Origin of the sequence: Sphingopyxis sp. 113P3 (genome assembly GCF_001278035.1) — a bacterium.
Classification (GTDB): Bacteria; Pseudomonadota; Alphaproteobacteria; order Sphingomonadales; family Sphingomonadaceae; genus Sphingopyxis.
Genome location: NZ_CP009453.1, coordinates 217,965 through 243,437, shown reverse-complemented (window position 1 = coordinate 243,437; position 25,473 = coordinate 217,965). Strand labels below are relative to the sequence as shown.

At 64.8% G+C, this 25,473-nt stretch carries 15 protein-coding genes and 2 pseudogenes; 11 read left to right on the top strand and 6 right to left on the bottom strand.

Features of this window, described 5'->3' with window-relative positions; all coding sequences use genetic code 11:
* Nucleotides 1-231 precede the first annotated feature (231 nt).
* From LH20_RS22630 to LH20_RS22620, 3 genes are all read left to right on the top strand, one after another.
* Nucleotides 232-1,071, top strand: coding sequence for a DUF7146 domain-containing protein (locus LH20_RS22630; protein WP_047867040.1), 840 nt, complete (start codon nt 232-234; stop codon nt 1,069-1,071).
* A 103-nt stretch (nt 1,072-1,174) separates the two neighbouring features.
* A complete protein-coding gene (locus LH20_RS22625; protein WP_047867041.1) occupies nt 1,175-1,753 on the top strand; it encodes an NAD(P)H-dependent oxidoreductase in 579 nt (192 codons plus the stop codon).
* A 143-nt stretch (nt 1,754-1,896) separates the two neighbouring features.
* Entirely contained in the window at nt 1,897-4,347 is a 2,451-nt protein-coding gene (locus LH20_RS22620) for a strawberry notch family protein (RefSeq protein WP_053556584.1), read from the top strand.
* A 137-nt stretch (nt 4,348-4,484) separates the two neighbouring features.
* Here the strand turns inward: LH20_RS22620 and LH20_RS22615 are convergent, their stop codons facing one another.
* Genes LH20_RS22615 through LH20_RS22605 form a run of 3 tightly spaced genes read right to left on the bottom strand, consistent with a single transcriptional unit; the run spans nt 4,485 to nt 7,647 of the window.
* Complete coding sequence (locus LH20_RS22615; RefSeq protein ID WP_039338238.1) at nt 4,485-5,489, bottom strand: tyrosine-type recombinase/integrase; 1,005 nt, start codon at nt 5,487-5,489, stop codon at nt 4,485-4,487.
* Complete coding sequence (locus LH20_RS22610; protein WP_039338241.1) at nt 5,486-6,400, bottom strand: tyrosine-type recombinase/integrase; 915 nt, start codon at nt 6,398-6,400, stop codon at nt 5,486-5,488. Before LH20_RS22610 ends, LH20_RS22615 begins: the two co-directional genes overlap by 4 nt.
* The gene (locus LH20_RS22605) at nt 6,394-7,647 is read right to left on the bottom strand and encodes a tyrosine-type recombinase/integrase (RefSeq protein ID WP_235527230.1); all 1,254 of its coding nucleotides are present in this window, start codon (nt 7,645-7,647) and stop codon (nt 6,394-6,396) included. The genes LH20_RS22610 and LH20_RS22605 overlap by 7 nt, the downstream gene beginning before the upstream one ends.
* Nucleotides 7,648-7,656: 9 nt before the next feature.
* Between LH20_RS22605 and LH20_RS24125 the strand changes: the two genes are divergently transcribed.
* The 3 genes and pseudogenes from LH20_RS24125 to LH20_RS22595 all read left to right on the top strand — a co-directional run bounded on the left by LH20_RS24125 (nt 7,657) and on the right by LH20_RS22595 (nt 10,733).
* Entirely contained in the window at nt 7,657-7,827 is a 171-nt protein-coding gene (locus LH20_RS24125; protein ID WP_235527229.1) for a hypothetical protein, read from the top strand.
* 224 nt (nt 7,828-8,051) lie between these two features.
* Nucleotides 8,052-9,833 (top strand): annotated as a pseudogene (locus LH20_RS22600) (strawberry notch C-terminal domain-containing protein); the annotation flags it as partial.
* 138 nt (nt 9,834-9,971) lie between these two features.
* Nucleotides 9,972-10,733, top strand: coding sequence for a YkgJ family cysteine cluster protein (locus tag LH20_RS22595; RefSeq protein ID WP_066766771.1), 762 nt, complete (start codon nt 9,972-9,974; stop codon nt 10,731-10,733).
* Between the two features lie 40 nt (nt 10,734-10,773).
* Here LH20_RS22595 and htpG read toward each other — a convergent pair whose 3' ends face one another.
* The 3 genes from htpG to LH20_RS22580 form a co-directional block, all read right to left on the bottom strand.
* A complete protein-coding gene (htpG, locus tag LH20_RS22590) occupies nt 10,774-12,654 on the bottom strand; it encodes a molecular chaperone HtpG (protein ID WP_053556580.1) in 1,881 nt (626 codons plus the stop codon).
* Between the two features lie 288 nt (nt 12,655-12,942).
* On the bottom strand, nt 12,943-14,436 hold the full coding sequence (locus tag LH20_RS22585) for a septum formation inhibitor-activating ATPase (RefSeq protein WP_231471613.1): 1,494 nt from the start codon (nt 14,434-14,436) through the stop codon (nt 12,943-12,945).
* 5 nt (nt 14,437-14,441) lie between these two features.
* Nucleotides 14,442-16,793 (bottom strand): hypothetical protein, encoded by a 2,352-nt coding sequence (locus tag LH20_RS22580; protein WP_053556578.1) that lies wholly within the window; start codon nt 16,791-16,793, stop codon nt 14,442-14,444.
* Nucleotides 16,794-16,980: 187 nt separating this feature from the next.
* Between LH20_RS22580 and LH20_RS22575 the strand changes: the two genes are divergently transcribed.
* From LH20_RS22575 to LH20_RS22555, 5 genes and pseudogenes are all read left to right on the top strand, one after another.
* The gene (locus LH20_RS22575; RefSeq protein ID WP_053556577.1) at nt 16,981-19,050 is read left to right on the top strand and encodes a ParB/RepB/Spo0J family partition protein; all 2,070 of its coding nucleotides are present in this window, start codon (nt 16,981-16,983) and stop codon (nt 19,048-19,050) included.
* Between the two features lie 84 nt (nt 19,051-19,134).
* Nucleotides 19,135-19,878, top strand: a pseudogene (locus LH20_RS22570) (ArdC family protein); the annotation flags it as partial.
* Nucleotides 19,879-20,038: 160 nt separating this feature from the next.
* Nucleotides 20,039-21,430 carry a tyrosine-type recombinase/integrase gene (locus LH20_RS22565; RefSeq protein WP_226019204.1) on the top strand — a complete coding sequence of 464 codons (1,392 nt, stop codon included), beginning with the start codon at nt 20,039-20,041 and terminating at the stop codon, nt 21,428-21,430.
* The gene (locus LH20_RS22560; protein WP_053556576.1) at nt 21,427-23,217 is read left to right on the top strand and encodes a hypothetical protein; all 1,791 of its coding nucleotides are present in this window, start codon (nt 21,427-21,429) and stop codon (nt 23,215-23,217) included. The genes LH20_RS22565 and LH20_RS22560 overlap by 4 nt, the downstream gene beginning before the upstream one ends.
* On the top strand, nt 23,214-25,439 hold the full coding sequence (locus LH20_RS22555) for an integrase (protein ID WP_053556575.1): 2,226 nt from the start codon (nt 23,214-23,216) through the stop codon (nt 25,437-25,439). The genes LH20_RS22560 and LH20_RS22555 overlap by 4 nt, the downstream gene beginning before the upstream one ends.
* The last annotated feature ends 34 nt before the right edge of the window (nt 25,440-25,473 follow it).

Sequence of the window (25,473 nt, the reverse complement as noted above, 5' to 3'; positions counted from 1 at the left end):
CCGTCTCCTCACAAGGAGAGCACTCAACCTATTGGTTTACCGTCGTAAACGGCCCCTGAATCTTAGAATCAATGAATCTATGAAGCTCCCGCGCTCCGCTTGGGCGTTTTTAAGATTTGATTCTTCAAGAGGAGCAGAACGACCGTCCCGCAAAGCCGGTTAGCTGCGCCCCAGGATAAGGTGAGCCGGCAGAGAGGCAAGGGGGAGCATGGGCCGCGAAAGGAACTGCCAATGGCCCTTGTCGCGCTCAGACCAACCCAGGACCTCATCGATTTAGTCGGCTCGCTCGGGGGAACCTGGCACGGACGCACCGCGATGTGTCCGTGTCCCGCCCACGCCGACAGCACGCCCAGCCTCTCCATTCGCCAAGGCAACCAAGGTATTCTCGTCACCTGCTTTGCCGGCTGCGACCGGGAAGATGTTCTGCGTGAGCTTCGGCGGGTCCCGAGCCGTGGTCGCTTCGCCTACACCGACACGCCCACCGCGCGGTCCGGCAACGCCGAGCGGCTCTGGGACGAGGCGCTCCCTCTCGATGGCACGCTCGCCGAGCGCTATCTTCGCCTGCGACATCTCTGGCCTGTAACCCATGACCTGCGCTTCCACCCGCGCTGCCCCTATCGGCCCAAGCCGTGGACGACCTATCATCCTGCGCTGATGGTCGCGGTGCGGGAAGGGCGGCGCCTGACTGCCGTCCAGCGGATATTCCTCGACCCGTTGACAGCCCGATATCGGATGAAGCTGATGCTCGGCCGGCCGGGGCAAGGCGCATGGCAGGGAGGAGGGCAGGCAGTTCCTGTGCTGGCGCTGGCCGAGGGCTTCGAAACCGCGCGCGCCTTCACCATCCTCCACGACATACCTTGCTGGACGAGCCTTGGAGCCCGCCGGCTCGACCAGCTCCTGCTTCCGTCATCGCTGACCTCGCTGATCCTGGCCGTCGACAACGATGCCGAAGGCGCGATCGCGGCAGAGCGGGCAGCCCTGCGTTACGCCAGGCCGGATCTCGCGATCACCCCCATGCCCCCCAAGGGCGTCAAGGACTGGGCCAAGGTTCTCGAGATGAGCCGGCGATGACCAGGGTCTCGCCAACGGCAGCCTGGCATTGGCGCGGCACCTTGGGAAACTTCCTGATTGCCGGAGGCAACGCGGGAGAGGAAGGCAATGTCCGGAGGAGCGCATGGCACGCATTGCGATCATCGATGGACACCCCGATACTGATCGGGCGCGCTTCGTTCACGCGCTGGCGGATGCCTATGCGGCGGGTGCCGAGGCAGGCATCCACGAAGTCCGCAGGATCGATATCGCGTCCCTGGATTTTCCGATTTTGCGCTCGGCCAAAGAATGGCGCGAGGCCAATCCTGTAGACACGATCCACACGGCGCAAATCGACATTCGGTGGGCCGACCATCTCGTGATCCTCTATCCGCTTTGGCTCGGCGACGTGCCCGCTCTCCTCAAAGCCTTCCTCGAGCAGGTCATGCGGCCCGGCTTTGCGATCGATGAAACCGAACCTGATCAGCCAGCAAGACTGCTCGGTGGCTGGTCGGCGCGTATCATCGTGACGATGGGGATGCCCGCACCTTTCTATCGGTTCTTCTACCGGGCCCATAGCCTCAAGAGCCTCGACCGCAATCTGCTCCGCCTCGTCGGCATCGCACCCGTTCGCTATTCGATCATCGGCGGCGTCGAGAAGGGTGGCGGACACCGGAAACACTGGCTGCACTGCGTCCGCCAGCTTGGCCGGGACGCCCGATAGCACTGGTTCGGAAACTGTCGGCGAACCCAAGGCTTTCCGCGATAGCGTAGCCGGCCCCTGCCAACCACCGCGCGACTGGGCAAAGGGAAGGGGGATCGAAGGATTGATGCTGCCGATGGGGCAGCCAGTCCGGAGACCCCACCATGTCCGATCTCTTCGATACCGCCACCGCGGCCGAACGCCGCGCGGCCACGCTTCTCATCGACCGCCTCAGGTCGACGGACCCGATCACCCGGGCCGACCTCAATACGGCGATGATCGAAGGCTATGGCGGGACCGACGCGGACGGGCTCTGGACCCAGCGCGACAGCTTCGAGATTCTCGAGCATGCGCTCGCCCACCACCTCCAGTTCGGTCCCTATCCGCTGACCTCGCTCGATGACGTGATTGCGGCCTGCGACCTGCTCGACCGGCTGCCCACCCAGACCGTTCGCAGCGAAGATCAGATCGAATGGCAGCAGTTCTCGACGCCCGTCGATCTTGCCGCGGTGGCGGTTGTCCTCGCCAATATCCAGAGCGACGATGTGATCCTCGAGCCGAGCGCCGGCAATGGGCTCCTCGTGGCGCATTGCCGCGACTTCGGCTCCCTCCAGCTCAACGAATATGCGTCGGGCCGCCGGGCGCGTCTCGCCGATGTCTTCCCCGACGCGACCGTCACTGGCCACGACGGCGCCACGATCAACTCGAGCCTGGCGGCAGCGGCGCGCCCCAGCCTGATCCTCATGAACCCGCCATTCTCCCGGTCGGTCGGGCTGGGCGCGGACGCACACGCCGCTGTCCGACATCTCCAGGCAGCCCTTCGCCGACTGCAGGCCGGCGGCCGTTTGGTTGCAATCATGCCCGACTGGTTCGGACCCAATGCCCGGATGCGCGATCTCTTCGAGACCACGCTGCGCGATGTCAGCGTGCGGACCTCGGTGCGGCTCGAGAAATGCTATCTGAAGCACGGCACCAGCATCGCGGTCCGGCTGTTCGAGATCGACAAGGTCCCCGGCACGACCATTCCCGCGACGATCCAGCGCACCTCCATCCGCGAGCTCATCGGCGCGCTCACGATCCACGAACGCGCGACCCTCGCAGCGCCATCGGCGCCGACTCCCAAGCGATCGAGCAGCCCCTCGCTGTTCCGCGCCATGAAGAGCAATCGCGCGCAGCCGCGGCCCTATCACGCTCCGGTGCGCAACAACGTACTGCCTGTCGACTACGCGCCGCTCGACACGCCGGCGCCGCTGCTCGACCAGGTCGGTGTCTATCTTCCCTATCGTCCGAGCCGGATCACCTTCGACGCCGCCGGCGAACATCCGACTGCCCTGGTCGAATCCGTCGCGATGGGCTCGATCGCGGCGCCGATCCCGGCCTATGTGCCGCGGCTCCCCGAACGCACTGTCTCCGAACGCCTGCTGTCGGCCTCGCAGCTCGAAACCGTCGTCTATGCGGGACATGCCTGGGACCAGTTTCTACCGGGGAAGTTCAGGCCCGCCAAGGAAGGCGTCGGCCTTGAGGAAGCGCAGGATGGCCGCGCCTATCGCATGGGCTATTTCCTCGGCGACGGGACCGGGGCGGGGAAGGGGCGGCAGGTCGCCGCGTGCATCCTCGACAGCTGGCTCGCCGGCCGCCGCCGGAACATCTGGATTTCGAAGAACGAGGCGCTGCTCGAAGACGCGCGGCGTGACTGGACCGCGCTCGGTGGTCTCGCGGCCGACATCCAGCCCCTCTCCAACTGGAAGATCGACCAGGCGATACCGCTGGAGCAGGGCGTGCTCTTCGTCACCTACCCGACGCTTCGTTCGGCACGCGGTGACCACAGCCGCCTCCAGCAGGTCATCGACTGGGCAGGCGACGACTTCGAAGGCGTGATCGGCTTCGACGAAGCGCATGAGATGGGCGGCGTCGCCGGCGGCGAAGGGGCGCTCGGCAAGAAGGAGGGCTCGCAGCAGGGCATCTCCGGGGTCCTGCTCCAGAACCATCTGCCCGGCGCGCGCGTGCTCTACGCCTCGGCAACCGGCGCCTCCGACGTCAACAACCTCGCCTATGCCGTGCGGCTGGGCCTGTGGGGGCCGGAAACCGCCTTCAGCAACCGCGAGCAGTTCATCTCCGGCATCCGCAAGGGCGGCATCGCCGCGATGGAGCTCGTCGCTCGCGATCTGAAGGCGCTCGGCCTCTACACCGCCCGCGCGCTCAGCTTCGCCGGCGTCGAATATGACATCCTGCGGCATGAACTGACGCGCGAGCAGATCGCGATCTACGACGCCTATGCCGACGCCTGGGGAATCATCCACCGCAACATGGAGCATGCCCTCGAATTGACGGCTGTGGTCGACGGGCTCGAAAATGCGACGCTCAACAGCGGCGCCAAGGCGTCGGCGCGCTCGCGGTTCGAGTCGACCAAGCAGCGCTTCTTCGGCCAGCTCCTCCTCAGCATGAAACTCCCGACCGTGATCGCGGCGGCGAAGGCGCATCTCTCAGCGGGCCAATCGGTGGTCCTTCAGCTGGTCACGACCGCGGAATCGATCCTGGATCGGCGGCTTGGCGACCTCTCGCCCGACGAGCGGGCGAACCTGGAAATTGATCTCAGCCCCCGTGAGTATGTGTAATGTTGAGCTCAACATTACACGTATTCTTTGCAGTCGCAGTTTATGTCGAGCGTGGCAGCGGGAGGCGCAGGTTTCCTTCGGTTTTCCATGATTTCACTCCAGATAATATGAGTGCCAGGGGGTTGTCCGGAGACGGGCTAGGCCCGCCTTCGAACGTCGGTGAGCATCGTGATCAGGGCATCGGATGGCGGCTTGAAGCGCCCGGGCTTGATGGCAGGAGCGCCGTGCGCCGCGAGAATCTGCAGCTTCTCCTCGGGATCGGCGCGCAAATAGGTCTCGGTGCTCTGGATGCTGGCATGGCCGAGCCACAATGCGACTTTGCGAATGTCCCCTGTCGCCGCGAGCGTGTGCATTGCGCAGGAATGGCGCAGCACGTGCGGTGTCACGCGCTTTCCAAGGATCGACGGCTGCTTCGTTGCCGCGGTCTTGACGTGCTCGGCCAAACGGAACGCAAATCCGTCGCGGGTCATGGGTCGCCCGTTGGCATTGAGGAATATCTCGGCGACCTCGGCTTCGGGGCGGATCGCAAGCCACGCGCGCAATGCGAACTGGGTCTCCTTCCAGAGCGGGAGGACCCGTTCACGCCGACCCTTGCCCAAGATGTGCACGGTCGAAAGCGAGCGATCCGGGAAATCGCGCAGTTGTAGCGTTACGAGTTCCGACACCCTCAGCCCGCCAGCATAGGCCAGATGCAGCATTGCGCGATCGCGGGTGCCAAGGCGTGTCCGGGGATCCGGGGCGTCGAGCAAAGCCTTGATCTCCGCCCGGTCGAGGTAGTCGATCAGCGCCTTGTCGGTCTTCTTGGTAGGGATCGATCTGACGCGAAGGGCCTGATCCAGGCAGGCCGGAATGCGATACTCGATGTAGCGGAAGAACGACCGGATCGCGGCGAGCCTACCATTGCGGGTCCGAACACAGCTGCCGCGACCGTTCTCGACATGGTCAAGGAAGGCCATGATCATGTCGGTGCCGAAATCCTCGATCTCAAGATCGGTCGGCCGGCGCTTCAGCCGACCGGCGGCGAACTGGACGAGGAGGACGAAACAGTTGGCATAGGTCTTCACCGTGTGCGGGCTAACAGCACGTTCACGTGGCAGATGTTCACGCAGGTATGCCGAGAGATGCGGAGCGAGCGCCGTCATGCCGCTTCTCCCAGGTAAAGCTGCTCGCTGGCAGCTGCGATGTCGCGCAGTAGCACCGGGGTGGCCTCGAGATACCAGTATGTGTTGGCGACCGACGCGTGCCCCAGATAGACACTGAGACCGGCCATGTGGTGGGCGATGGCTTCCCTGTCGGGCGGACATGACTCCAGTGAACGGACAGCGAAGGTGTGCCGCAAATCGTGGAGTCGCATGCCCGCCGTACCGGTCGGCCCACGATATCCGAGAAGCCGGGCCAATCTGACGAACACCACGTGGGCGCGCACCTTGTGCGGTGCCCGCCCCCGGATAGTGACGAACAGGTCGCGGCCCCTGGCCGCGTGCTTCTCGCGGAGGGCGAGATAGGCTTCAAGTGCTTGGCGCGTCGATGGCTGCAACGCTACAAGCCGCTGCTTGCCGAACTTGCCGTTGCGGACGATCAGGCCATCCTCGACCAGATCGGCGCATTGTAACGCGAGGGCCTCGGAAATCCGGAGACCTGTCGCAGCGAGCAGGCCGAACAGGTAATGGTATGTGTATGGGCTGATCGTGCCTTGGGGTGGAACGCCCAATGCTGCAGTCATGATTGCCTGCACCTGGTCCGGTTCAATGATGGTCGGCGTCGGGCGTGGCCGTTTTCCCCGGCCGAAGACGCCGGCAGGCGGAACTTCGTGGTCTGAATCTTCGGCGTGAGCGAAAAGGCTGAAGTTGCGCGCAGTGTCGAACCTGCGACGGGCCACATATTGTGAGCTCGACGTGTAGCACCAGTCATAGATGCGCTGGACCTGAGTGTGCCGATCGCCGAAACCCTCGGCGTAGCCAGCGTACTGACGGAGCATCCGGTCCTGTTCGGAATACTTCCGACCCAGGCTGCGATGCAAAGCGACGTATCTTGAGATGTGTGTGTTCAACATGGCAGATCTCCGGGCCAGGGCTGCGCGATCTTCATGAGCATCGGCAAATCGACCTTGGCGTAGATGGCAGTGGTCTCAGGCGAGCTGTGACGCAGGATGGTCCCAACGGACTCCAGGCCTGCGCCCGCGCGCAGCAGGTTGGTGGCAAGCGAATGCCGGAATATGTGCGACCCGGTCGGCACTCCTTCGATCCCACCGCGGTCGCGCGTTCGAGCGACGATGCCCGCGATCTCGGCGGACGAGCGGAATGGCCGAAACGGTGCTTGTGCACGCAGGAACAGATGCTCTTCGGCGGCCTCCGGGCGGGCTGCCGCAAGATATGCCAAGATCGCGTCGCCGACATCCTGCGGCAATGGCAGACGGTCCGGTCGACGCGTCTTGCCCTTGACCGTCAGGTGGCCGGACCGCCAGTCGATGTCGTCGAGACGCATGTCCTGAACATCGGCAGCCCTCAGGCCGAGCCTGGCGAGCAGGAGAATGATGGCCTTGTCCCGGACTTCTACCGGACGATCTGTCGGGCAGGCCGCAATGATCCTCTCGATCGTTGCCGGGTCGACGTGGCGCGGCAGCGTCGAAAGGCGGTAGCGCTGCACTGATGGAACTGCATGCAACAATGCAGGCCGGCACTCGCCACGCACGACCAGAAACCGGATGTAGCTCCTCATTATCGTGACGAGCAGCGATGCCGAGCCCGGCGTCTCCTTGCTTCGTCGTTGGAATGCGCTCCTGAGTCCGGCGGCATCCCATTGCGAAGGCTCGCCCAGCATCGGCATGAGCCGTCTGATATCGGTCCGGTAGCGCCGGATCGTCTCATCGGTGGCGCCGCGATGTTGCTTGAGCCACGTGAGGTAAGCCGACATGTGCGGGTCATCGTCAGCCACCGGTTCAACCGATGGGATGACACCGCGGCCTCGCAGGAACTCGACGAAGTGCCGTGCGCATCGCCGCCGCCGCTTCGTGCCCGTGGCGACCAGCTTGCCGCGCTTGCGCCATACCGGGCATCGGCAATCATGCGCAGCGTACTGGTCGATGATCGTGTCGTCGATATCGATCCATTGGCGTCGCGTAATGCGAAGCCAGGCCATGAAATGCTCGGCCTCGGACCGATAGGCCTGCGCGGGTCCCTCGGCGAGTTGCAGGCGGCCGATCGCATCGGAATAGTCGGCGAGGTGCCGTGGCAGATCGTCGATCCCGTCGTCGACTTCGACGTAGCCTTGATCTTCGAGGAACCGGACGAAGCGCCTCACCCTTGCTGCTTGGTCAGCCTTGTAGTGCGCTTGCTGCGCCGAATACCGGTGGCACCGGCACCGATGCTTCTCGAACCGTCGGACAGCCTGATCGTCAATCGTGCGGATCGCGGTCCTATGCCGTTCCAGCCAATGCAGGAAATGGCGGACCGCCGCGCCAAACAGAACCGCACAGCCTGACTTCTCGTCGAGGGCCAGAGAGGAGAGAAATGCGGTGAGAAGAGCGCCGTGACTGGGCGGGTCTTCGACCCGGAGCGGGGTAGTCCGAAACGGCAGTGATGATCGTGTTCGCATGTTGGCTCCTTCGACTTGCTGAGGTCGACGGAACCGTAGTTATCTGGAGTGAAATCATGGAAAACCGAAGGAAACCTGCGCCTACCGCCGCCACGCTCGACATAAACTGCGACTGCAAAGAATACATCATCGATTACCTCGAGCGTGCCTTCCCGACCCGGCAGATGCGCGTCTTCAAGGATGATACCGGCACGCCGCGCTCACTTCCGATGGTGAATGACGACGGGCACCCGGTCTACAATCCCGAGGCCCAGGCCGCACGCGACGCGCTGATCGAGACGCTCTGCGCCATGCCCCCGATCATGTCGGCGCTCGATGCGCTGCTCGAGCATTTCGGCCATGACAATGTCGCCGAGGTCACCGGTCGCACCAAGCGGCTCATCACCGCAAGCGACGGGCGCCAGAAGCTCGAAAGCCGCTCGGCGCGGACCAGCCAGGCGGAGGCCGCGGCCTTCATGGCCGGCAAAAAGCGGATGCTGGTCTTCTCCGACGCCGGCGGTACGGGCCGCAGCTATCATGCCTCGCTCGACGTCATGAACCAGGAACAGCGCGTCCACCTGCTCCTCGAACCCGGTTGGCGCGCCGATCGCGCGATCCAGGGGCTCGGCCGAACCCACCGAACCCATCAGGCGACAACGCCGCTGTTCCGGCCGGTGACCACCGACTGCAAGGGCGAGCTGCGCTTCACCAGCACGATCGCGCGGCGCCTCGACAGCCTCGGGGCGCTGACGCGCGGCCAGCGGCAGACGGGCGGGCAGGGGCTCTTCGACCCGGCCGACAATCTCGAAAGCGAATATGCCTGCGCCGCGCTCCTCTCCTGGTTCGACCTGCTCGCGGCCGGCAAGCTCTCGAGCACCACGCTTGACGATTTCCAGCATCGCACCGGCCTGGAGCTCTGCGACAAGGATGGCGTCCTCAAGGACGAGATGCCGCCCATCCAGCGCTGGCTGAATCGCATCCTCGCCCTGCCGATCGCGCTGCAGAACAATATCTTCGACGAATTCCTGTCGCTGATCGAAACCCGCGTCTCGGCCGCGCGCGAAGCCGGCCGCCTCGATGTCGGCGTCGAGACGATCCTCGTCGACAAGGCCACGCTGATCGACGACGTGGTGCTGCGGACCGATCCCCGCACGGGCGCAACCTCGCATCTGCTCACCATCGAGATCGCGCGACGCCGCAACCCGGTCTCGCTCGAGCGCATCCTGCGGATCGCCGACGGCGATGCCAGTGCCGGCTTCATGATCAACCGCAAGTCGGGCAAGGTTGCGCTCAGGACACGGGCGCGTTCGCTCATGGAGGAAAAGGAGGGCACGCCGATCCCCCGCGTCGAGATGATGCGGCCCACGCGCAACGAATATATGCGCGAGGACGATCTCTACGAATCCTCCTGGGAGGAGGTGACGCGCGACGCCTTCACGGCAACCTGGTCGGACGAGGTGGAGGCCGCCCGGCAGACCGTCGACAGCGAGACGATCCGGCTCGCGACGGGCCTGCTTCTGCCGATCTGGTCGGCGCTGCCGAGCGATCATATGGCGGTGAACCGCATCGTCGATGGCGAAGGGCACTCCTGGCTCGGCCGTCTCGTGTTCGACGATCACGTGCCTCAGCTGTTCACCAAGCTCGGCATCGATCGTTCCGAGGCGCTGCCGGCGGACGCCGTCGCCAAGGCGGTCACGTCCGGGCGCAGCGTCGACGTCTCACATCCGTTCCCGCTCACCATCAAGCGCTCGGTCGTCAACGGCTCCCAGCGGATCGAACTCGTGGGTTGCCCGCACGACCGCTTGCCCTGGCTCAAGTCGATCGGCTGCTTCACCGAGGTGATCCAGTATCGCACGCGCATGTTCGTGCCGATGGCGACCGCGGAAGCCGTCCTCGGTCAGCTTCTCGCCTAGCGATGGAGCGGGGGGCTCGCAGTTGTAAACTCGTGTAAAATCACAAGAAATGGACGGCGCGATGTGGCGGATTGCCCGAAAATAACCTATCAGGCTCGTTGCGGGCAAATAACGATAGTGTAACAGGAAGATCATGCCGTGACGGACGTGGATTCCTCGTCTCGCGGCGAGGTACAGCCTTACATTCGCCCCGATAGCGAGATCGTTCGGGAGATGCGCGCACTAAGGGGATTCATCGACGAGGCCCGCTCCGCCCGCACCCTCGATCCGCTCTTCGGCTATCTCTATGACGCGATCGAGCGGCGAACGCCCGAGCAGGTTTGGACCGAAGCGGCATGCGGTCCGCGCTGTGCCTGGTGTTGCCACACCCGCGTCTCGGCGACAGCGCCGGAAATCCTCTTCCTCGCGCGAAATCTGCCCACCGGCGTGACGGATGGCATTCCGGCATTGGCCAGGCGGCGCCGTGAGGGCTGGGATAAACCGCTCCTGGAGAGTCTGGCGCCCTGCGCGGTCCTCGCCGATGGTCTCTGCACGGCGCATCCCAGCCGTCCGATCGTCTGCCGCACCACCATGTCGCTCGACGCGGACCAGTGCCGGCTCGCCTGCAGCCTTCCGGACGAAGCCGTCATCCCCTCTGCGCTCGCATCGGTCGCCCTGCGCGCAGCCTATGAAATCGCGCTTCAGGGAGCGCTCCTCAACGCCGGTTATTGCACCGACAGGTTCGATCTTGCGACCGCGCTTGCCGATGCGGTTTCGCATCCGGATGCGGAATCGGCGTGGCTCGCCGGCGGCGACGTCTTTCCCTCCGCGCTCCGGGTCGAACAGGACGGCTATCTCGACGAGCCGGTGAGACGCGCCCTCTACGAGGCAGCGTTTGATCCCGGCGTTAGCACGGTCTGAGCGCCGCCCCGGGGACCGCACCCAGACCTCCGGGCAGGCGCTATGCGAGCGCCTTCGTCCAGATCCTTCCCAATCGGGCGGCGAAACCGCGCGGATCGGCCGGAAGCTCACCATCGGCAATCCGCGCCTCGTCGAGAAGCAGCCGAGCCGAGTCCTCGCGCAGGTCCGCATCTGCAGCAAGGCCGGCAAGCTTCTGCACAAGATCGTGACGAGGGTTGATCTCCAACACGGGCCGTGCCGCCGTCCCGCCACGCCCAGAGGCTGCCAGCAGCTTCTCGAGCTGTCTGTCCATTCCGTGTTCGGGCGCAACCAGGCATGCCGCGCTTTCGGTGAGTCGCTCGGAGGCCCGCACGTCCGACACCTCGTCCTTGAGCACCTCCTTCACGAACTCGATGAAGCCGGAAACCTCATCGGACGTGGAGGCGGCCGGCGCATCGCCTTCGGTCAAAGGTATGAGCCCGAGATCGGCCGAGCCCTGCGTCACGGACTTGAAGGGCTTCCCTTCGAAGTCCAGTCCCGCGGTCACCCAGAAACTGTCCACCTGATCCGTCAGCAGCAGCACCTCTATCCCGCGAGCCCGGAAGCCCTCGAGCTGAGGCGAGGACGCCAGACGATCGAGATCGGGTCCGGTCGCATAGTAGATCGCCGTCTGGTTTTCCTTGATCGCCGCGACATAGTCCTTCAGCGAACGCCACTCGGTGCCGGAGGTCGTCGTCTTGAAGCGCGCCAGACCCAGCAGCGTTTCGCGCCGGCCATAGTCCTCGTACAGCCCCTCCTTCAGCACCGCCCCGAAATTCATCCAGAATTGCTGGTAAGCATCGGCGTCATTCGTCGAGAGCTTCTCGAGCTCCGACAGCAGCCGGTTCGCCACGCCCTTCTGGATCGCGGCCAGCACGGGGCTCTCCTGGATCATCTCCCGCGACACGTTCAGGGGAATGTCGCTGGAGTCGACGAGACCGCGCACGAACCGGAGGTAACGAGGCAGGATTTCGGCTTCGTCGGTGATGAAGACCCGTTTGACATAGAGCTTCATCCGCCCGTGACGTTCCGGGTCGAACAGGTCGAAAGGCTTCATCTCCGGAATGAAGGCGAGGACGGAATATTCGTGCAGACCCTCGGCCCGATAGTGCAGCGTAAGCGCAGGCTTGTCGAACTGCCCGGCCACGCTGCGGTAGAAGTCGGTGTAATCCTCTTCGCTAATTTCGGACTTTGGCTTCGTCCAAAGGGCGGCGCCGTCGCCTATCTGGACCGGCTCAGCATCGGGCTTCTCCAGCAGGAAGATCGGCACGGGGACGTGGCCCGACTGCGCCTTGATGATCCCTTCGGAGTTGAAGCGCTGCGCATATTGGGCCGCGTCTTCCTTGAGCTCCAGCACGACCCGGGTGCCATGCGTGGGGGCATCCGCAAGCTCGGCAATCTCGACGCTGTAGGTCCCAAGACCGTCCGACGACCAATGCGCCGCGGTATCCCCACCGGCCCTTCGCGAGAACACGTCGACTTTGTCGGCGACCATGAACGCCGAATAGAAACCGACGCCGAACTGCCCAATCAGCTGCGCGCCTTCAGCGTCTTTCGCCGAAGCGACGCGTTCCATGAAGGCTTTGGTCCCCGATCGCGCAATCGTGCCGAGCGCCTCGATCATCTCGGCCTCGTTCATGCCGATGCCATTGTCCTCGACGATGAGCCGCCGCTGGTCGAGGTCGAGTGTCACTGTGATCCGCGGGAGTTCGCCCGAGCCCAATTCGGGATGGCTCAGCATTTCATAGCGAAGCTTCTCGCAGGCATCGGCGGCGTTCGAGATGAGTTCGCGCAGGAACACATCTTTGTCCGAATAGACCGAGTGCACCATGAGGTGCAGCAGCTTGGCAACGTCCGTTTCGAAGGAACGGGTTTCAGGCGCAGCATCCAACGTCGTCGTCATGGCTTCTTTCCACAATCTCCTGGGTTTCGATCGCCGATCAGATGGCGAGACCGCCAAATGCTTTCAAGCAGACGCGGTGAAGACATTCCTCGATCACGCGCCGCTCCGGCATGTGGACTTGGACGAACAATGATCGGCAGGCGAAAAAAGAGCCTGCCCGGCAGGACCAGGCAGGCTTTATGAGTGGGAGGCCGCCGAAACTTTCGACTCGAAGGCCCCTCGGGTCGCAGCAAGATCGTATCGTAACGCGCCTGCATTTCCTTGCACGGATGCGACACTCGCGTGTCGCTAGAGGCGCCCGCATTCGACGAGCAGATTCGTCGCCGTTTCGAGCCGGTCCGGGGTCGGCTCTGGAGGATTGCCCTGGCGCGTCGTGCCCGGCGTCAGCGTCCATCCGCCCTCGTCCATGACAATCCGCAAACGGAGGATCGTCTTGCCCCGATTTCGAGCGTCGGCCAGGCCCCGTCCGACGGACCAATAGGCATGCTGCGCCATGATCCAGATCTCGAGCACGCGCCCGACGAAACCGGCCGGCGAGAGCTCACGCCAGCTTTCCGCCTCCCTCCTGGCCCGGCTGAGGGGCAATCGATCGGGATTCTCGAATGGGTGGCCCTGGTTCGGCGCTTCGCGGAGGCAGAGAGCAAGGGCCGCGACAATGGCAGTAGGAAGCCTTTCCTGGTCGCGAAGGACTTTCTGCAGGGAGCGAAGATGTTCGACGGGATTTGTGGTGTCCTTCGACGCGAGAATCCACTCTCCAGCGCTATCCGCCAATGACGTCTCGTCGAGGGCATCGATGAAGGCCTGTGCGAGCTGCCGGGTGGAACGGGAGGCAGGTAGAAGCGCGCCGATCGTCCAATAGAACAGACCTTCGAGCGCGAGCCGGAACAGCTGCCGGATCTGGACCGCTCTCCATTCGTCCGCCGCGATCGGGCGGTCGTTCGCGTTGCTCCATGCGTCGGCCCGATCGGCCATCCGCATTCTGATATCCTCGTACGTCGCCTCCTCGTCCGCCAGATCCGCAACGGCCGCCAGAATCAGAGCCACGCCTTTCTGGCGGGCCGGCGCCGCGCGTTCGCCGCCGAGCCTGGCGAACATGGCCTTCGCTTCGGCCGCGCGAGGCTTGTCCATCGTCCAGAGTTTACCCCAGCGCTCGGCGTCCGCCCGCTTCACGCTGACGCTTCCGAAGCGATTGAACGCCTCGTGGTCCAGCTCGCCCTCGAAGCGTTTTTCGAAGGCGTCGAGCACCGGCTCGAGGGCAGGATCGGGCTGGAATATGCCAGCGGCGCCCTCGACCGGGATCAACCAGCCCATCGTGCGCAGGCTTGGGCCGTAGTTCAGCGGCGATATGAAGCCGGTGGAATAGCGTCTCATGTTGCGCCGGGCTTCCCATTCCTCGCCGCCAAAACGATAGCGCACCGTATCCAGCATCGGGCGCATGGCCTGTGCTCCGGGTATGTCGGCTTTCGGATTGATCAGAAACTGCGACCACGCGTAGATCGCCTCGATCCGGTCGACGAAATCGCGCATCTCCTCGGCCTGTGCGCTCTGTCGCCTTCCGCGCTCGAGGATATGGCGGACGCGCCGCCAGGCCCAGGCCATCAGCGTATAGGGCCGGATGTGGCTTGCGACGTTGTTGAGGTCAGGGAGCACCCGGTCCATCAGGCCGAAATTGATCTGGCGCAGACCGAGCGGATCCACGCCGCCCATGCCGACCTTGCTTCTGTCGACCGGCTGGGGCTCGCCGGCGGTGCGGGCGACATCAAGGAGTTCGTTCAGGTCCATCACGTTCAGCAATCCCGATTGAGCAGGATTCGGCCGCAGCAACTCGCCAATCCCCGCAGCCGCAGATCTTCTCCGGCCGCAAGGGGAAGCCGCATATGGCAACGCGGGCACGACGCTCGGAAGGTCTCGAGTACCATCAGCTTGGCGAACGAGGCGGGATCGCGCAGCGCCCGGTCAAGACTGGGCCAGTGCGGCGACGAGCGAAGGCTATCAAATCCGACATCGGGACCATGCCCATCGCCGGCGGCAAGATAGGCGTCGATTTGCTCGCCCACGGTCCTTGCCGTCAGCACTTCGCCGAGAAAACCGTCGAGATCGATGCCTTCGCCGAGCAACGCCATGAAAGCCGGGATGACATCTGGAGAGACGGCAATGGTGGCCGGATCGATCCCGCGGCGCAGGAAATAGCGTCGCGCCCGAATGGCATTGTCGTCTCGTCGGTCGGCGGCATGATGAAGGAGGATGGAAGCGGCGGCGAGGTCGCTCTCGGGGCCGTCAAGCGCGGCGATCTGCGGCAACACCTTGTCGAGCCAGAGTTGCACCTTGGCCGGTGCCGGCCTGATCCGGTCGGCCAGGAAATGCGACAGCGACAGCGCCATGAGCGCGTTACGACCCGCAGCCTCGGGCGCCAGCATGGTCGTCAGCAGTTCGTCGAAGATCTGGAGCGACCGATAGTTCGCCGCTTCTTCGGACCTCGCTCGCTTCTCGCGGTCCTTTTCATCGTCGTCGTCGTCATCGTCGGTTTCGCCGCCGGCCCCCCAAGGACCGCGCGACTGCCTGAACACGGCACGGATCAGGGCCATGGTGTGCCGCCACGCGGACGATGTTTCCTCTCCGGGCGCGCCCGACAGCAAATTGGCGCCGAGGGCAGCCGCATTGAGGTCGGCGAGCGTCACCATGCCTTCGGTCCCGTCTGGCCGGCCGCCACTTCCGCCACCGCCGATGCCGAGCGATGCGGGCATGCGACTCGGATCCTCGCGAAACCACGCCAGGATGGCGGCGACGTCGGTCGGCGTTTCGGTGCCGGCGAGCATCGCCATGAGCCGCGTGGCAATCGAACCTGTGCGCCGGATCAGCTCGAGCGCCGCCGCAATCGACACGAAGCCTTCCCAGCAGCGGCTGCCTTGCTCAAGTCCGAGGATCAGACGACCGTTTTCCCAGCTTTCGAATTCGATGCCCGGCGCGTCGAGCTGGAAATGGCCGTCGCCAGAGACCACGACCGGACCCAGCGCATGGGATCCCCTGGGGGTTCGCAGCACGGCGCTTGCGTTCCCGCCAAGCCTCGGTGTCAGCGCGCGCCCCGCTATCCGTTCTCCTTCCAGCGAGGCGCTCAGGATTCCGACTGCGGAGTCGCTCGTCTCGTTCTCGTCCAGCGCGTCTGCCGGGAGGCGGGCAGGGGCCGTTCCCGGGGCCGTGACCCAGTAGCTCTTGCTGCCCCGCTGGACCCGGAGGACCCCGGCCTCGACGTTTCGCCCGAACAGACCGGCATGCGTCACATTGGCGCTGCCGCTGAGAAGGAGGCGTCCTTTGCGGCAAACCAGTTCGATCGACTTGGCATGGAGCGGTCTGTCATCGTGGCCGAACGCATCAGCGACATCGACGGGCTGCCACTTGGACCCGCCCTCGAAGGGCCAGGCATTCGAACCCGGACTGCGGACCGTTCCTGCGGGATGGGCATGGAGATGCGCTTTTTCGATACCCAGCAGTGTCGCGAGCGCATCCAGCCCGTCGGCGCGTAGATCGTAATAGGGCGAGACCGCCGTAAGGCGGGTCACGCCGCCAAGGTCGTCGGCATAGAGCGCGAGCTGTTCCGCGATCGGCGCATCGAGGCTGTGCACCACATGGATATGGCCCGTCCGCGGCTGTCCCTGCGCCGATCGTCGCAGAAAGCCGGCAATCGTCTCGCAGGCAGGCCCTGCCGTCGTGATGATCTGAGCCGACGCGGCGAGCTGTTCGAAAAACGCCGCCGCATCGTCGAATGCATCCGCCGCGAAGCTTGGGTGCAGATGCTCGACCAGCTCGAGATTGCCGCCCCAGCCCGCGAAAGTCAGGTTGCCCGATCCGACGAGCAGATGAGCATCATCATCGCCGAACAGCGCGCCCACTTTTGCGTGGAACACCCCTTGATTTGCGCAGGCGACGGCTTCGATCTCATAGTCGCGGCCGACCCTGCGCGCACCTTCCTCGCTCAGGCCGGCGCGCACGCCTTCCGGATCGGCCAGGATGAGAGCATTGCGGCTACCCCCGCGAAGCAGCGCGTCGAGAAGCACTGCCTCGAAGAACGACAGCGAAAGCGCATAGGTCGTGAAGGCAGCACGCTTCCACGGCGCTGCCGAGATCAGATCGAGCGGATTCACACGTACCCCCTTGGTTCCAGCCTAATCGCTCGCCAGTTCACCGACAGTAAAAATCGAAGCTGGACCGAAAAGCGATCGCTCGGCGGCTCTGCAGCTCGCTGGTTCGCCGTAAGCCAATCGGGGAAAGGGAAGGGGGGGACGGAGCTGGTGTCCGGGATGATCCGGACGCCAGATGGAGCTCCTTCCCATGACCGCATCCGTTAAGCTCGCCAAGCTCACGCTTTCACCCATCAACGTCCGCAAGCGACCCGACGAACTGCTCGAAATCCCGCAGATGGCGGCCGATCTCGAAGCGCGCGGAGTCCTGCAGAACCTGCTTGTCACCCCCGTCCGGAAACCGCGCGGCACCTTCGAGGTGTTCGACGGCGGCCGCCGCCTGCGCGGCCTGCGCCTGCTCGCCGAGCGCGGCGTGATCGACCCCGAGACCTATGACGTTCCCGTGAAGGTCCTGGTCGGTGACGAGGCGACCCTGTCCGAGACTTCGACGGCGGCCAACTTCCACCAGCTCAAGATGACGCCGGCCGAGGAATGCCGGGCGTTCCAGTATTTCATTGGGCTGACGGGCGACATCGACGGCGTTGCCAAACGCTTCGGCCTCACCCGCCGCTTCGTCGAGGGCCGCCTGCGCCTTGCGACGCTCGCCGAGCCGATCTTCGAGGCGCTGAGCGAAGGCACGATCACGCTCGACGTCGCCAAGGCCTATGCGTCGACAGAGAACCAGGAGAAGCAGCTGCTCGTCTGGAACAGCTACGGCACCAGCTATTCCAACGCCGACACCATCCGCCGTGTTATCGCCAACGAGACCATGAACTCGACCGATCCCGTCGCCATCCTGGTCGGCGAGGACCGCTACGCGGACGCCGGCGGCAAGGTCGATCGCGACCTCTTCAGCGACAGCGGCGACAAGTGGGTCAATCCCGAGATCGCGCAGCGGCTCGCCGCGGACATCATGGAGGCAGAAGCCAAGCTTGTCGGCGAGGAGCTCGGCCTTGGCTGGATCCGTCCGATCGCGTCCAACTATACCCACAGCGCCGCCGCCGGCCTCTATCGCGTCATCCTGCCCACCGCGGACCCGACCGAGGAACAGCAGGCCCGGCTCGAGGCGATCGCGGAGCGTCAGCAGGCGATTTCCGTGGCGATGGACGACGAAGCCATCGGCGAGGACGCGTATAAGGCGCTGGACCAGGAATATGACGCGCTCAGCGCCGAGGAGCTTGCGATCCGCAAGGTCGCGCCAGTTCTGCCGGACGAACTGCGGCCGCTGGTCGGCGCCTTCCTCAAGCTGACGCCCAAGGGCGAAATGGTGCTCGACGCCGAATATTACAGCGAGGAGGCTATCCGGATCGGCGGCACCGAGGACGAGACGGGCGACACCGCGGACAAAGGTTCGCGCGGCCGGCCGAGCGGTGCCGGCAGGGAATCCGCGACCCCGGCCTCCCGGCCGGAAGCGGTGGCTCCGGGCGGCAAGCCGCTCAGCGCGCGGCTCTACGACGAGCTCGCGATGCAGCGGCGCGACGTCCTGGCGGCGACGCTCCTCAGCCACCCGGCCCTCGCGCTCGATTATGCGCTCTTCGTCATGATCGACGATCGCATGACCGCCGAAAGCGCCTATGGCTCGACCATTCGCGCTCGCTCGCCCCAGGACCCGGTCACCGGCGAGCAGCCTGCGACCCGCGCCCGTAGCTATCTCGCCGAAGCCCATGACGGGCTCGATGCCGGCTGGACCGAGTACCAGTCGCAGGTCGACCGGTTCGAGGCCTTCCGCGGTCTCGACGACGACGCCAAGGCGGCCTGGCTCGCCTATATCGTCGCGATGTCGCTCGAAGCGCCAAATTCCCGCGCCGAGCAGTCCCCGCTGCAAAACCGGCTTGCGACCATCATGGAAATCGATGTCGCAAGCTGGTGGCGGCCGACCTCGGAGAACTTCTTCGACCGGGTCAGCAAGGGTTCGATCCTGACCTTGCTCGCCGATGTCGGCGGTGCGGCGCTCACGGCGCGTCACGCGACGATGAAGAAGTCCGAAATCTCGGAATCGTGCGCCAAGCTTTTCGCCGGCGAAGCGATCGTCGAGCCGGAGGTTCGCGACGCGGCGCTCGCCTGGGTGCCGAACGCGATGAAGTTCCTCGATTCTGCGCCCGCCGACGATCTCGATGTCGACGACGAACCCGAGGACCAGGGTGGCGATCAGGACACGGTCGCGGTGAACGACGCCGATGGCGAACCTCAGCTGGACGATCAGGGCGCGCTCGCGGCCTGACGCCTCTCACCTCCTGGAGTGCTGACCGCCGGCGCGCAGACACGCGTCGGCGGTTTCCCTTTCCCGCACAGCGGAGTTCTCACCATGTCAGCTTCACGTCGATCCAGCCGCGACGTCGCCGCGGAAATCACGGATCTCATCATCCGCAAGCTAGAGGAGGGCGTTCCGCCCTGGTCGAGACCCTGGCGATGCAGCGGCGCCGGCGGCCGCCCGCTCCGGCACTGCGGGACGCCTTACACCGGCATCAACACGCTCTATCTCTGGGCGCTCGGCGACGCGATGGGCTACCGTTCGCGCTTCTGGATGACCTATCGCCAGGCCGAGGCGCTCGGCGCCAATGTCCGGCGCGGCGAGACCGGCGCGATCTCGGTCTATTATTCGTCGTTCAAGAAAACCGAGGAGCATCCCGAAACCGGCAAGGAGGTCGAGAAGAACATCCGCTTCCTTCGCCACTACGTCGTCTTCAATGCCGACCAGATCGACGCGCTCCCGGCCTATTTCTACGCCCCCGAAGAACCGGAAACGCCGGTGGAACCCTCCACCCGCCAGGCGGCGATCGACGCCTTCTTCGACGCGATCCCCGCCGACGTTCGCCATGGCGGCAACCAAGCCTACTTCACGCCGACCTTTGACCATATCCAGATGCCCAGCCGAACCTCGTTTCGCAGCATGGATCTGTACGCGTCGACGAGATGTCACGAGACCGTCCATTGGTCGGGCCACTCCGACAGGCTGGCCCGCACGTTCGGCAAGCGCTTCGGCGACAAGGCGTATGCGTTCGAAGAGCTCGTCGCCTTATCTGGACAGTCTGCACCGTGCCTGACGCTTCATTGAAGGGTATCGTCCGGGCGCGACGCAGGGGGGCATCAGGCCGGATGAAGCGCTCCCAATAAGCTGGCGTAGTCCGGCCTGATGACCACCGTCCCGCAGGCGCGCAATGGGTGCGTTCTGGATTCGGGAGGGGGTCCGGGGGAGGGACTGGCAAGCTGTGGATATTTCAGAAGAACCGATCTCCATCCAGGAACGCCGCGAAGCAGATGGACTGGACGCCCACATTCCGATCATCCTGCGCGATGGTACGATCTATGATCCTGATCTCGATCGCTACTTCCTCGATCTGCCGCTCAACGGCGCGCGTTCGCGCCACTCGCTGCGGGCACACGGCTACGATGTCCTGGTTTGGTTGCGGTTTCTGGGTTCGGCTCGCCGCAAGACAGTCTGGCAAGCCGATACCGATGATGTCGGTGCGTATCATCGGGCACGCCGGCGTAGTGACGCCGAGTTCCGGATATCAGCCTCGTCGTGGAACCGGGCGGTTGCATCGCTGGACAAGCTCTATCGATGGGCCGAGCGCGAGGGCCTGGTCGAGCGTACGCCATTCACCCATCGGCAGATCTGGCGAAGATCGCACGGCGGTCGGCGCGCTGCCATCGCCGAGCATAACGAAGCTTATGAGCGGGCTGCGCGCCGGTCCGATGTGCGCTTCGTCGATCTTCCCGCCTACCATGTATTCCGAGACGTCGGCCTGCGCGGCCTGACCGTCGAGGGAGCTGAGCGCCCGGGAGCGCGCGACCGCAATGGTGCACGCAACGCGCTGTTCGCTGACCTGCTGGTCACCACCGGTTTGCGTCTCGAGGAAGCATCCTTCCTTCTCGCAGCGGAGATTCCCGGCAGCGATGTTCGTGTAGAGCGCCAACGCCGGGTAGAACTGCCGGCGGCCCTGACCAAGGGCGACCGGGGCCGGACCATGCTGCTACCGCGTCGCCTGCTGCCCGCATTCGATGCATACATTGCGGTCGAGCGCGCATCGGCGGTGGCCAAGTTCGCCTCACGTCGAGGTTGGGAGGCCATCGACCGCCCGATCTTCATACACCGCCCACCCACCGCACCGACCGCTTTGCACCTCGTGGGCGGCGGCATGATGGATATGGAAGTCGTCACACCGGATGAACGGGCCAGGCTCGTGATTTGCGCCGACGATGGCACGCCAGGTGAGGCGGCAGTCCTCTGGCTCACCGAGGTCGGGCAACCGGTGCTGCCCAACTCGTGGGAAGCGATCTTTGCCCGGGCGAGCCGTCGATGCACGGATGCCGGTATTTCCGTTCGCGTCAGCCCCCATCAGCTCAGGCATTCGTTCGCCGTGCACATGCTGGCGATGCTGATCCAGCGGCGCCTCGGCGAAGTTGCTGCACCGGCAGGCGCCATGGACGGCTATCGCCAGTTGCTCGGTGATCCGCTGCAGCAGGTGCAACGCCTGCTCGGCCATTCCAGCCTTGCCACCACGTCGATCTATCTCGATCACATTGCCACTCGTGCCGATACCGTCGATGCGGCGGTGGAAGAGTTGCTTGCGCGTGTGCCGGGCTATCTCCGGCCATGACCGCCGCTCCTCGTAAAGGCCGTAAGGTCGGGTTCGAGGGCCAGACCACAGAGCCCGAGGCCGACCCATGGCTGCAGATCAGCACGCTGCGCTTCACGATCGCCCCGCCGTATGGGGGCGAGGTTCTTGTCGATTTCACCAGACTGCACCCACGGGGACTGGCACTCGCCTTTGCCCGAGGCCTGTTCATGCTGGTCGCTCCACGCGGGCCCGTAGCGGTTCGCTCCTCCATCAAGACATACATGACCCAGCTGCCGAGCTTCTTTGCCTATCTTGCCAGGACTGGTGATCGGATCTCCGGGCCGGCCGACCTGCGAGCCAGCCACGTCGATGGATACGAAGCGTGGCTCGAAGCTCAGGGCAAGTCGCGGGGCCACGCGCCGACCTTTGTCGCCAAGGTCGTTTCCGTGCTTCGCCGGATCGCTTCCGATCAGCCGGATGTCATCGAGGCGGGCTTGCGTGAGCGGCTTCGCTACGTCAGCTCGCAACCTTACGCCCCGCCCCGCCCACGCGACGCCTACAGCCCGTTCGTTGCCCGCCAGCTCCGCGACGCGGCCCGCATCGATCTGGTCGCGATCGAGGCCAGATTGCGGGCTGGCCCATGCTTTGGCGAGATTCGGGAGATCGAGGCAACTGCCCGCAAGGCGCACGCCGCGATAGAGGCGCGTGGGGTCCTCAGGCATCGCGACCCTGAGTGGATGGCACTCTATGCCAGGCGTTGGAAGCGCGGCCTCTGGAACGCGGATTTCAGCATGACGCTGCACAGCGCTCATTACCTGACGTCCGTCGATATCGTGCCGCTGCTGGTCCTGCTTTCGCTGGAGACCGGGCTTGAGCTCGAGTGCTGCAAAACGCTGACCGTCGATTGTTTGCGCAACGCCTCGGGCGGTACGGTGGAGATCGCTTACACCAAGCTTCGCGCACATGGCGCCGAACACAAGACCATCAGGGTGCGAGACGGTGCCTCGTCGACGCCGGGAGGGCTGATCCGGCGCATCATCGCACTCTCGGCAAGCGCGCGGGCCCATAATTCCAGCGATTGCCTGTGGGTCTATTACCAGACCGGTGAGATCGTCCACGGCATTCGCCATCCGCGCTCGACCATCGATGCATGGACCACGCGCCACGCCATTGCCGATGACACGGGCAGACCGCTGTATCTGCGCCTGTCCCGGCTCCGTAAAACGCACAAGGCGCTCTGGTATCTCAAGACCGAAGGGCACATGGCACGGTTCGCCGTCGGCCACACGATCGAGATCGCAGCGCGGCACTATGCCGATGTTCCCTCGCTCAGACCCCTGCATGAGCAGACCGTCGCCGACGCCCTCGAGGAGGCAGTCGCCGGTCCCCGAGTCATTCCTCCCTCCGAGGAAGATCATCTGCGCAGTCGAGCCGCAAGCGCGGACCAGATTGCCGATGCGCCATCGGTTGCCGTGCTCGACGGAGAACAGGACGTATGGCTGGCGAGCTGCGGCGGCTTCTACGCAAGCCCTTTTGCCGCAGCTGTCGGCTCTCCATGTCCCACGCCGTTCTGGGGCTGCCTCGATTGCAAAAACGCGGTGATCACTGCGCGCAAGTTGCCAGCGATCCTCGCGTTTCTCACCTTTATCGATGAGCAGCGCGCAGGCATGAACACGAACGAGTGGGCGGCCAAGTTTGGTCACGCCCGTGAACGCATCGTCCGCCAGATCCTGCCTGCCTTCGGCGATGACGCTGTGGCTCAGGCTCGCGCGCGGCTCGCCGCCCAGCATCCCATTGTCTATCTGCCGCCCGAGGCCCGGGCATGACTGCCGCATCCTTGCCGGCCCATGACGGCAGGGCGCGTGAGACGCTTCCCGTACTCATGTCGGTCCCGTTGCGGCCTGGCTGCAACCGCGCCGATCTCTCGCGTTACGGCGATCCGACCTGGGACCTGTCGCCGGGCGTCTTTCGCGATAACGCCCGGCGCTGCCATGTCACCGTGCATTTTAGCAGCATCGAAGACCCAGCCATTGCCGATGCCCTGCGCCAGTTTCTCCATGCGCGGCTCAATGTCGATCTGCCGGGCCATCGCCCCCGGCTTCAGCCAGCAGCCGTGCGGGGTGAGGCCAACCGGGCCCTGCTTTTCTTCAACTTCGTGAAGGCCGACCTTGGGCGCTTCGATCTTGCGCGGGTCGATCAGTCTCTGCTTGACCGCTTTGCCCGTTCGAAGCGCCGTGAGGGGCTACGTCCGGTTGCGGTCGCAGTATTGCTGCGCGTCATCTTCGACCTTCACGAGTTGCGCCGCCACCTTCCAACGGCCCGTCTTCGTATCGATCCGTGGCCCGGGCGCAGCCCGTTCTCGGTCGCCGGTGCCCGGTACATCCCCGGTGAGAACCGGACGCCACGCATTCCCGAAGAGATCATGACGCCGCTGCTGGCATGGTCGCTGCGCTATGTGACCCACTTCGCGCCCGACATTTTCGCTGCGCGCCGGGAGCTTGAGCGTCTCGAAGCCAGGCGCAGCCGATTGATTGCGCGCGAGGCTCATCTCGATCAGGCCGAACGCCGCGCGCGGCAACGGCAACGGCTAACCGCATACCTCACGGGCTTGCGGCGGCAGGGCCGCGGCGTTCCCATCTGGACCGGCTTGTACAACGCTGCTGTCCGCACCGATCCGTTGACCGGCGAACACCTGCCACCGATCAACTACCATCTCCTTCATCTCCACGCCGGCGTCGATGCGCAGGCAGAGCCCGCCATGCACCTCAGTCTGACGACCGGTGCACCAGACCTGATCGCCGCCGCCATCACGGAACTCGGCACCGAAGTCGGGGGGATGGATGCACCGATCGCCGTGGATCCCGGGACCCGTCAGCCCTGGCGCAGCCGATTCGATGTCAAGGCATTGGCTCTGGAAGAGGTCATGCTACAGTCCGCAGCCTATATTGTTTGCGCCTATCTGTCGGGTATGCGCGACAGCGAGATCCAGGCAATGAAGCGTGGATGCCTATCCATCGTCAGAGACGAAGACGGCGTTATATTGCGTCACCGCATCAAGTCGGTCGCGTACAAGGGCAAGCGCGGAGGCGGAGAACAAGCGGAGTGGGTTACGATCGCGCCCGTTGCCGACGCGGTCGCTGTGCTCGAGCAGTTGTCCGAGCGGGCCGGACGAGCGCGGGGCACTACGACGCTTTGGCCTGTGCTGTCACTTCGCGCCAACACCAAGACTCATGTCTCTGCCGAGATCGTCCGCCAGCTCAACCGATTTCGTGACCATCTCAACCAGCAGTTTGGATCGCCTGATGCGCCGGTGATTCCTCCACGACCCAATGGCACACCCTGGCGGCTGACCACCCGTCAGTTCCGCCGCACGATTGCCTGGCATATCGCCAACCGGCCCTTCGGGACGATCGCCGGCATGATTCAGTACAAGCACGCCAGTGTTGCCGCCTTCGAAGGCTATGCTGGAAGCAGCCGGTCGGGATTTCGCGGCGAGATTGAAGCCCAGCGTGCGCTCGGCCAGATCGACGACATCCTGGCCTATTTCGACGAGCGGCAAGGTGGTGCCCGCTTGGGTGGCCCTGCCGCGAACCGCGTCGGGACCGGGCTCGATGTCGTCGCAAGCGAGCTGGCGCCGCTGCCCGCCATGATCGCCGATCGGCAGCGCTTGCGCACCATGCTCGCCAGTCTCGCGCGAACACTGCATGTCGGCCCGCTGGCCGACTGCTTCTTCGATCCCGCAACGGCCCTGTGCCTCAACCGGATCACACAGCCCGGCCCGCCAGCACCGATGATTTCGATGTGCGAACCGCTCCGCTGCCCCAACGCCTGCCTCACCGCGCGGCATCGCGCGTCCTGGCAGCGCGGGGCCGACGAAGCGCGCATGCTGCTGCGCGAGAAGCGGCTTCCTGAGCCGCAGCGGGTCACGCTTCAGGCCGAAGTCGCAAGGATCGAGACAGTTCTCGCTCAGATCGTGCCCGGTACCGCCACACCGCATGCCGGTGTGGCGGGAGAGGAAGAGGATGCCGGTTTTGGGGTGACGGACTGAAGGAGCGGGAGAGAGTTTCCCTCCGACCGTCGCG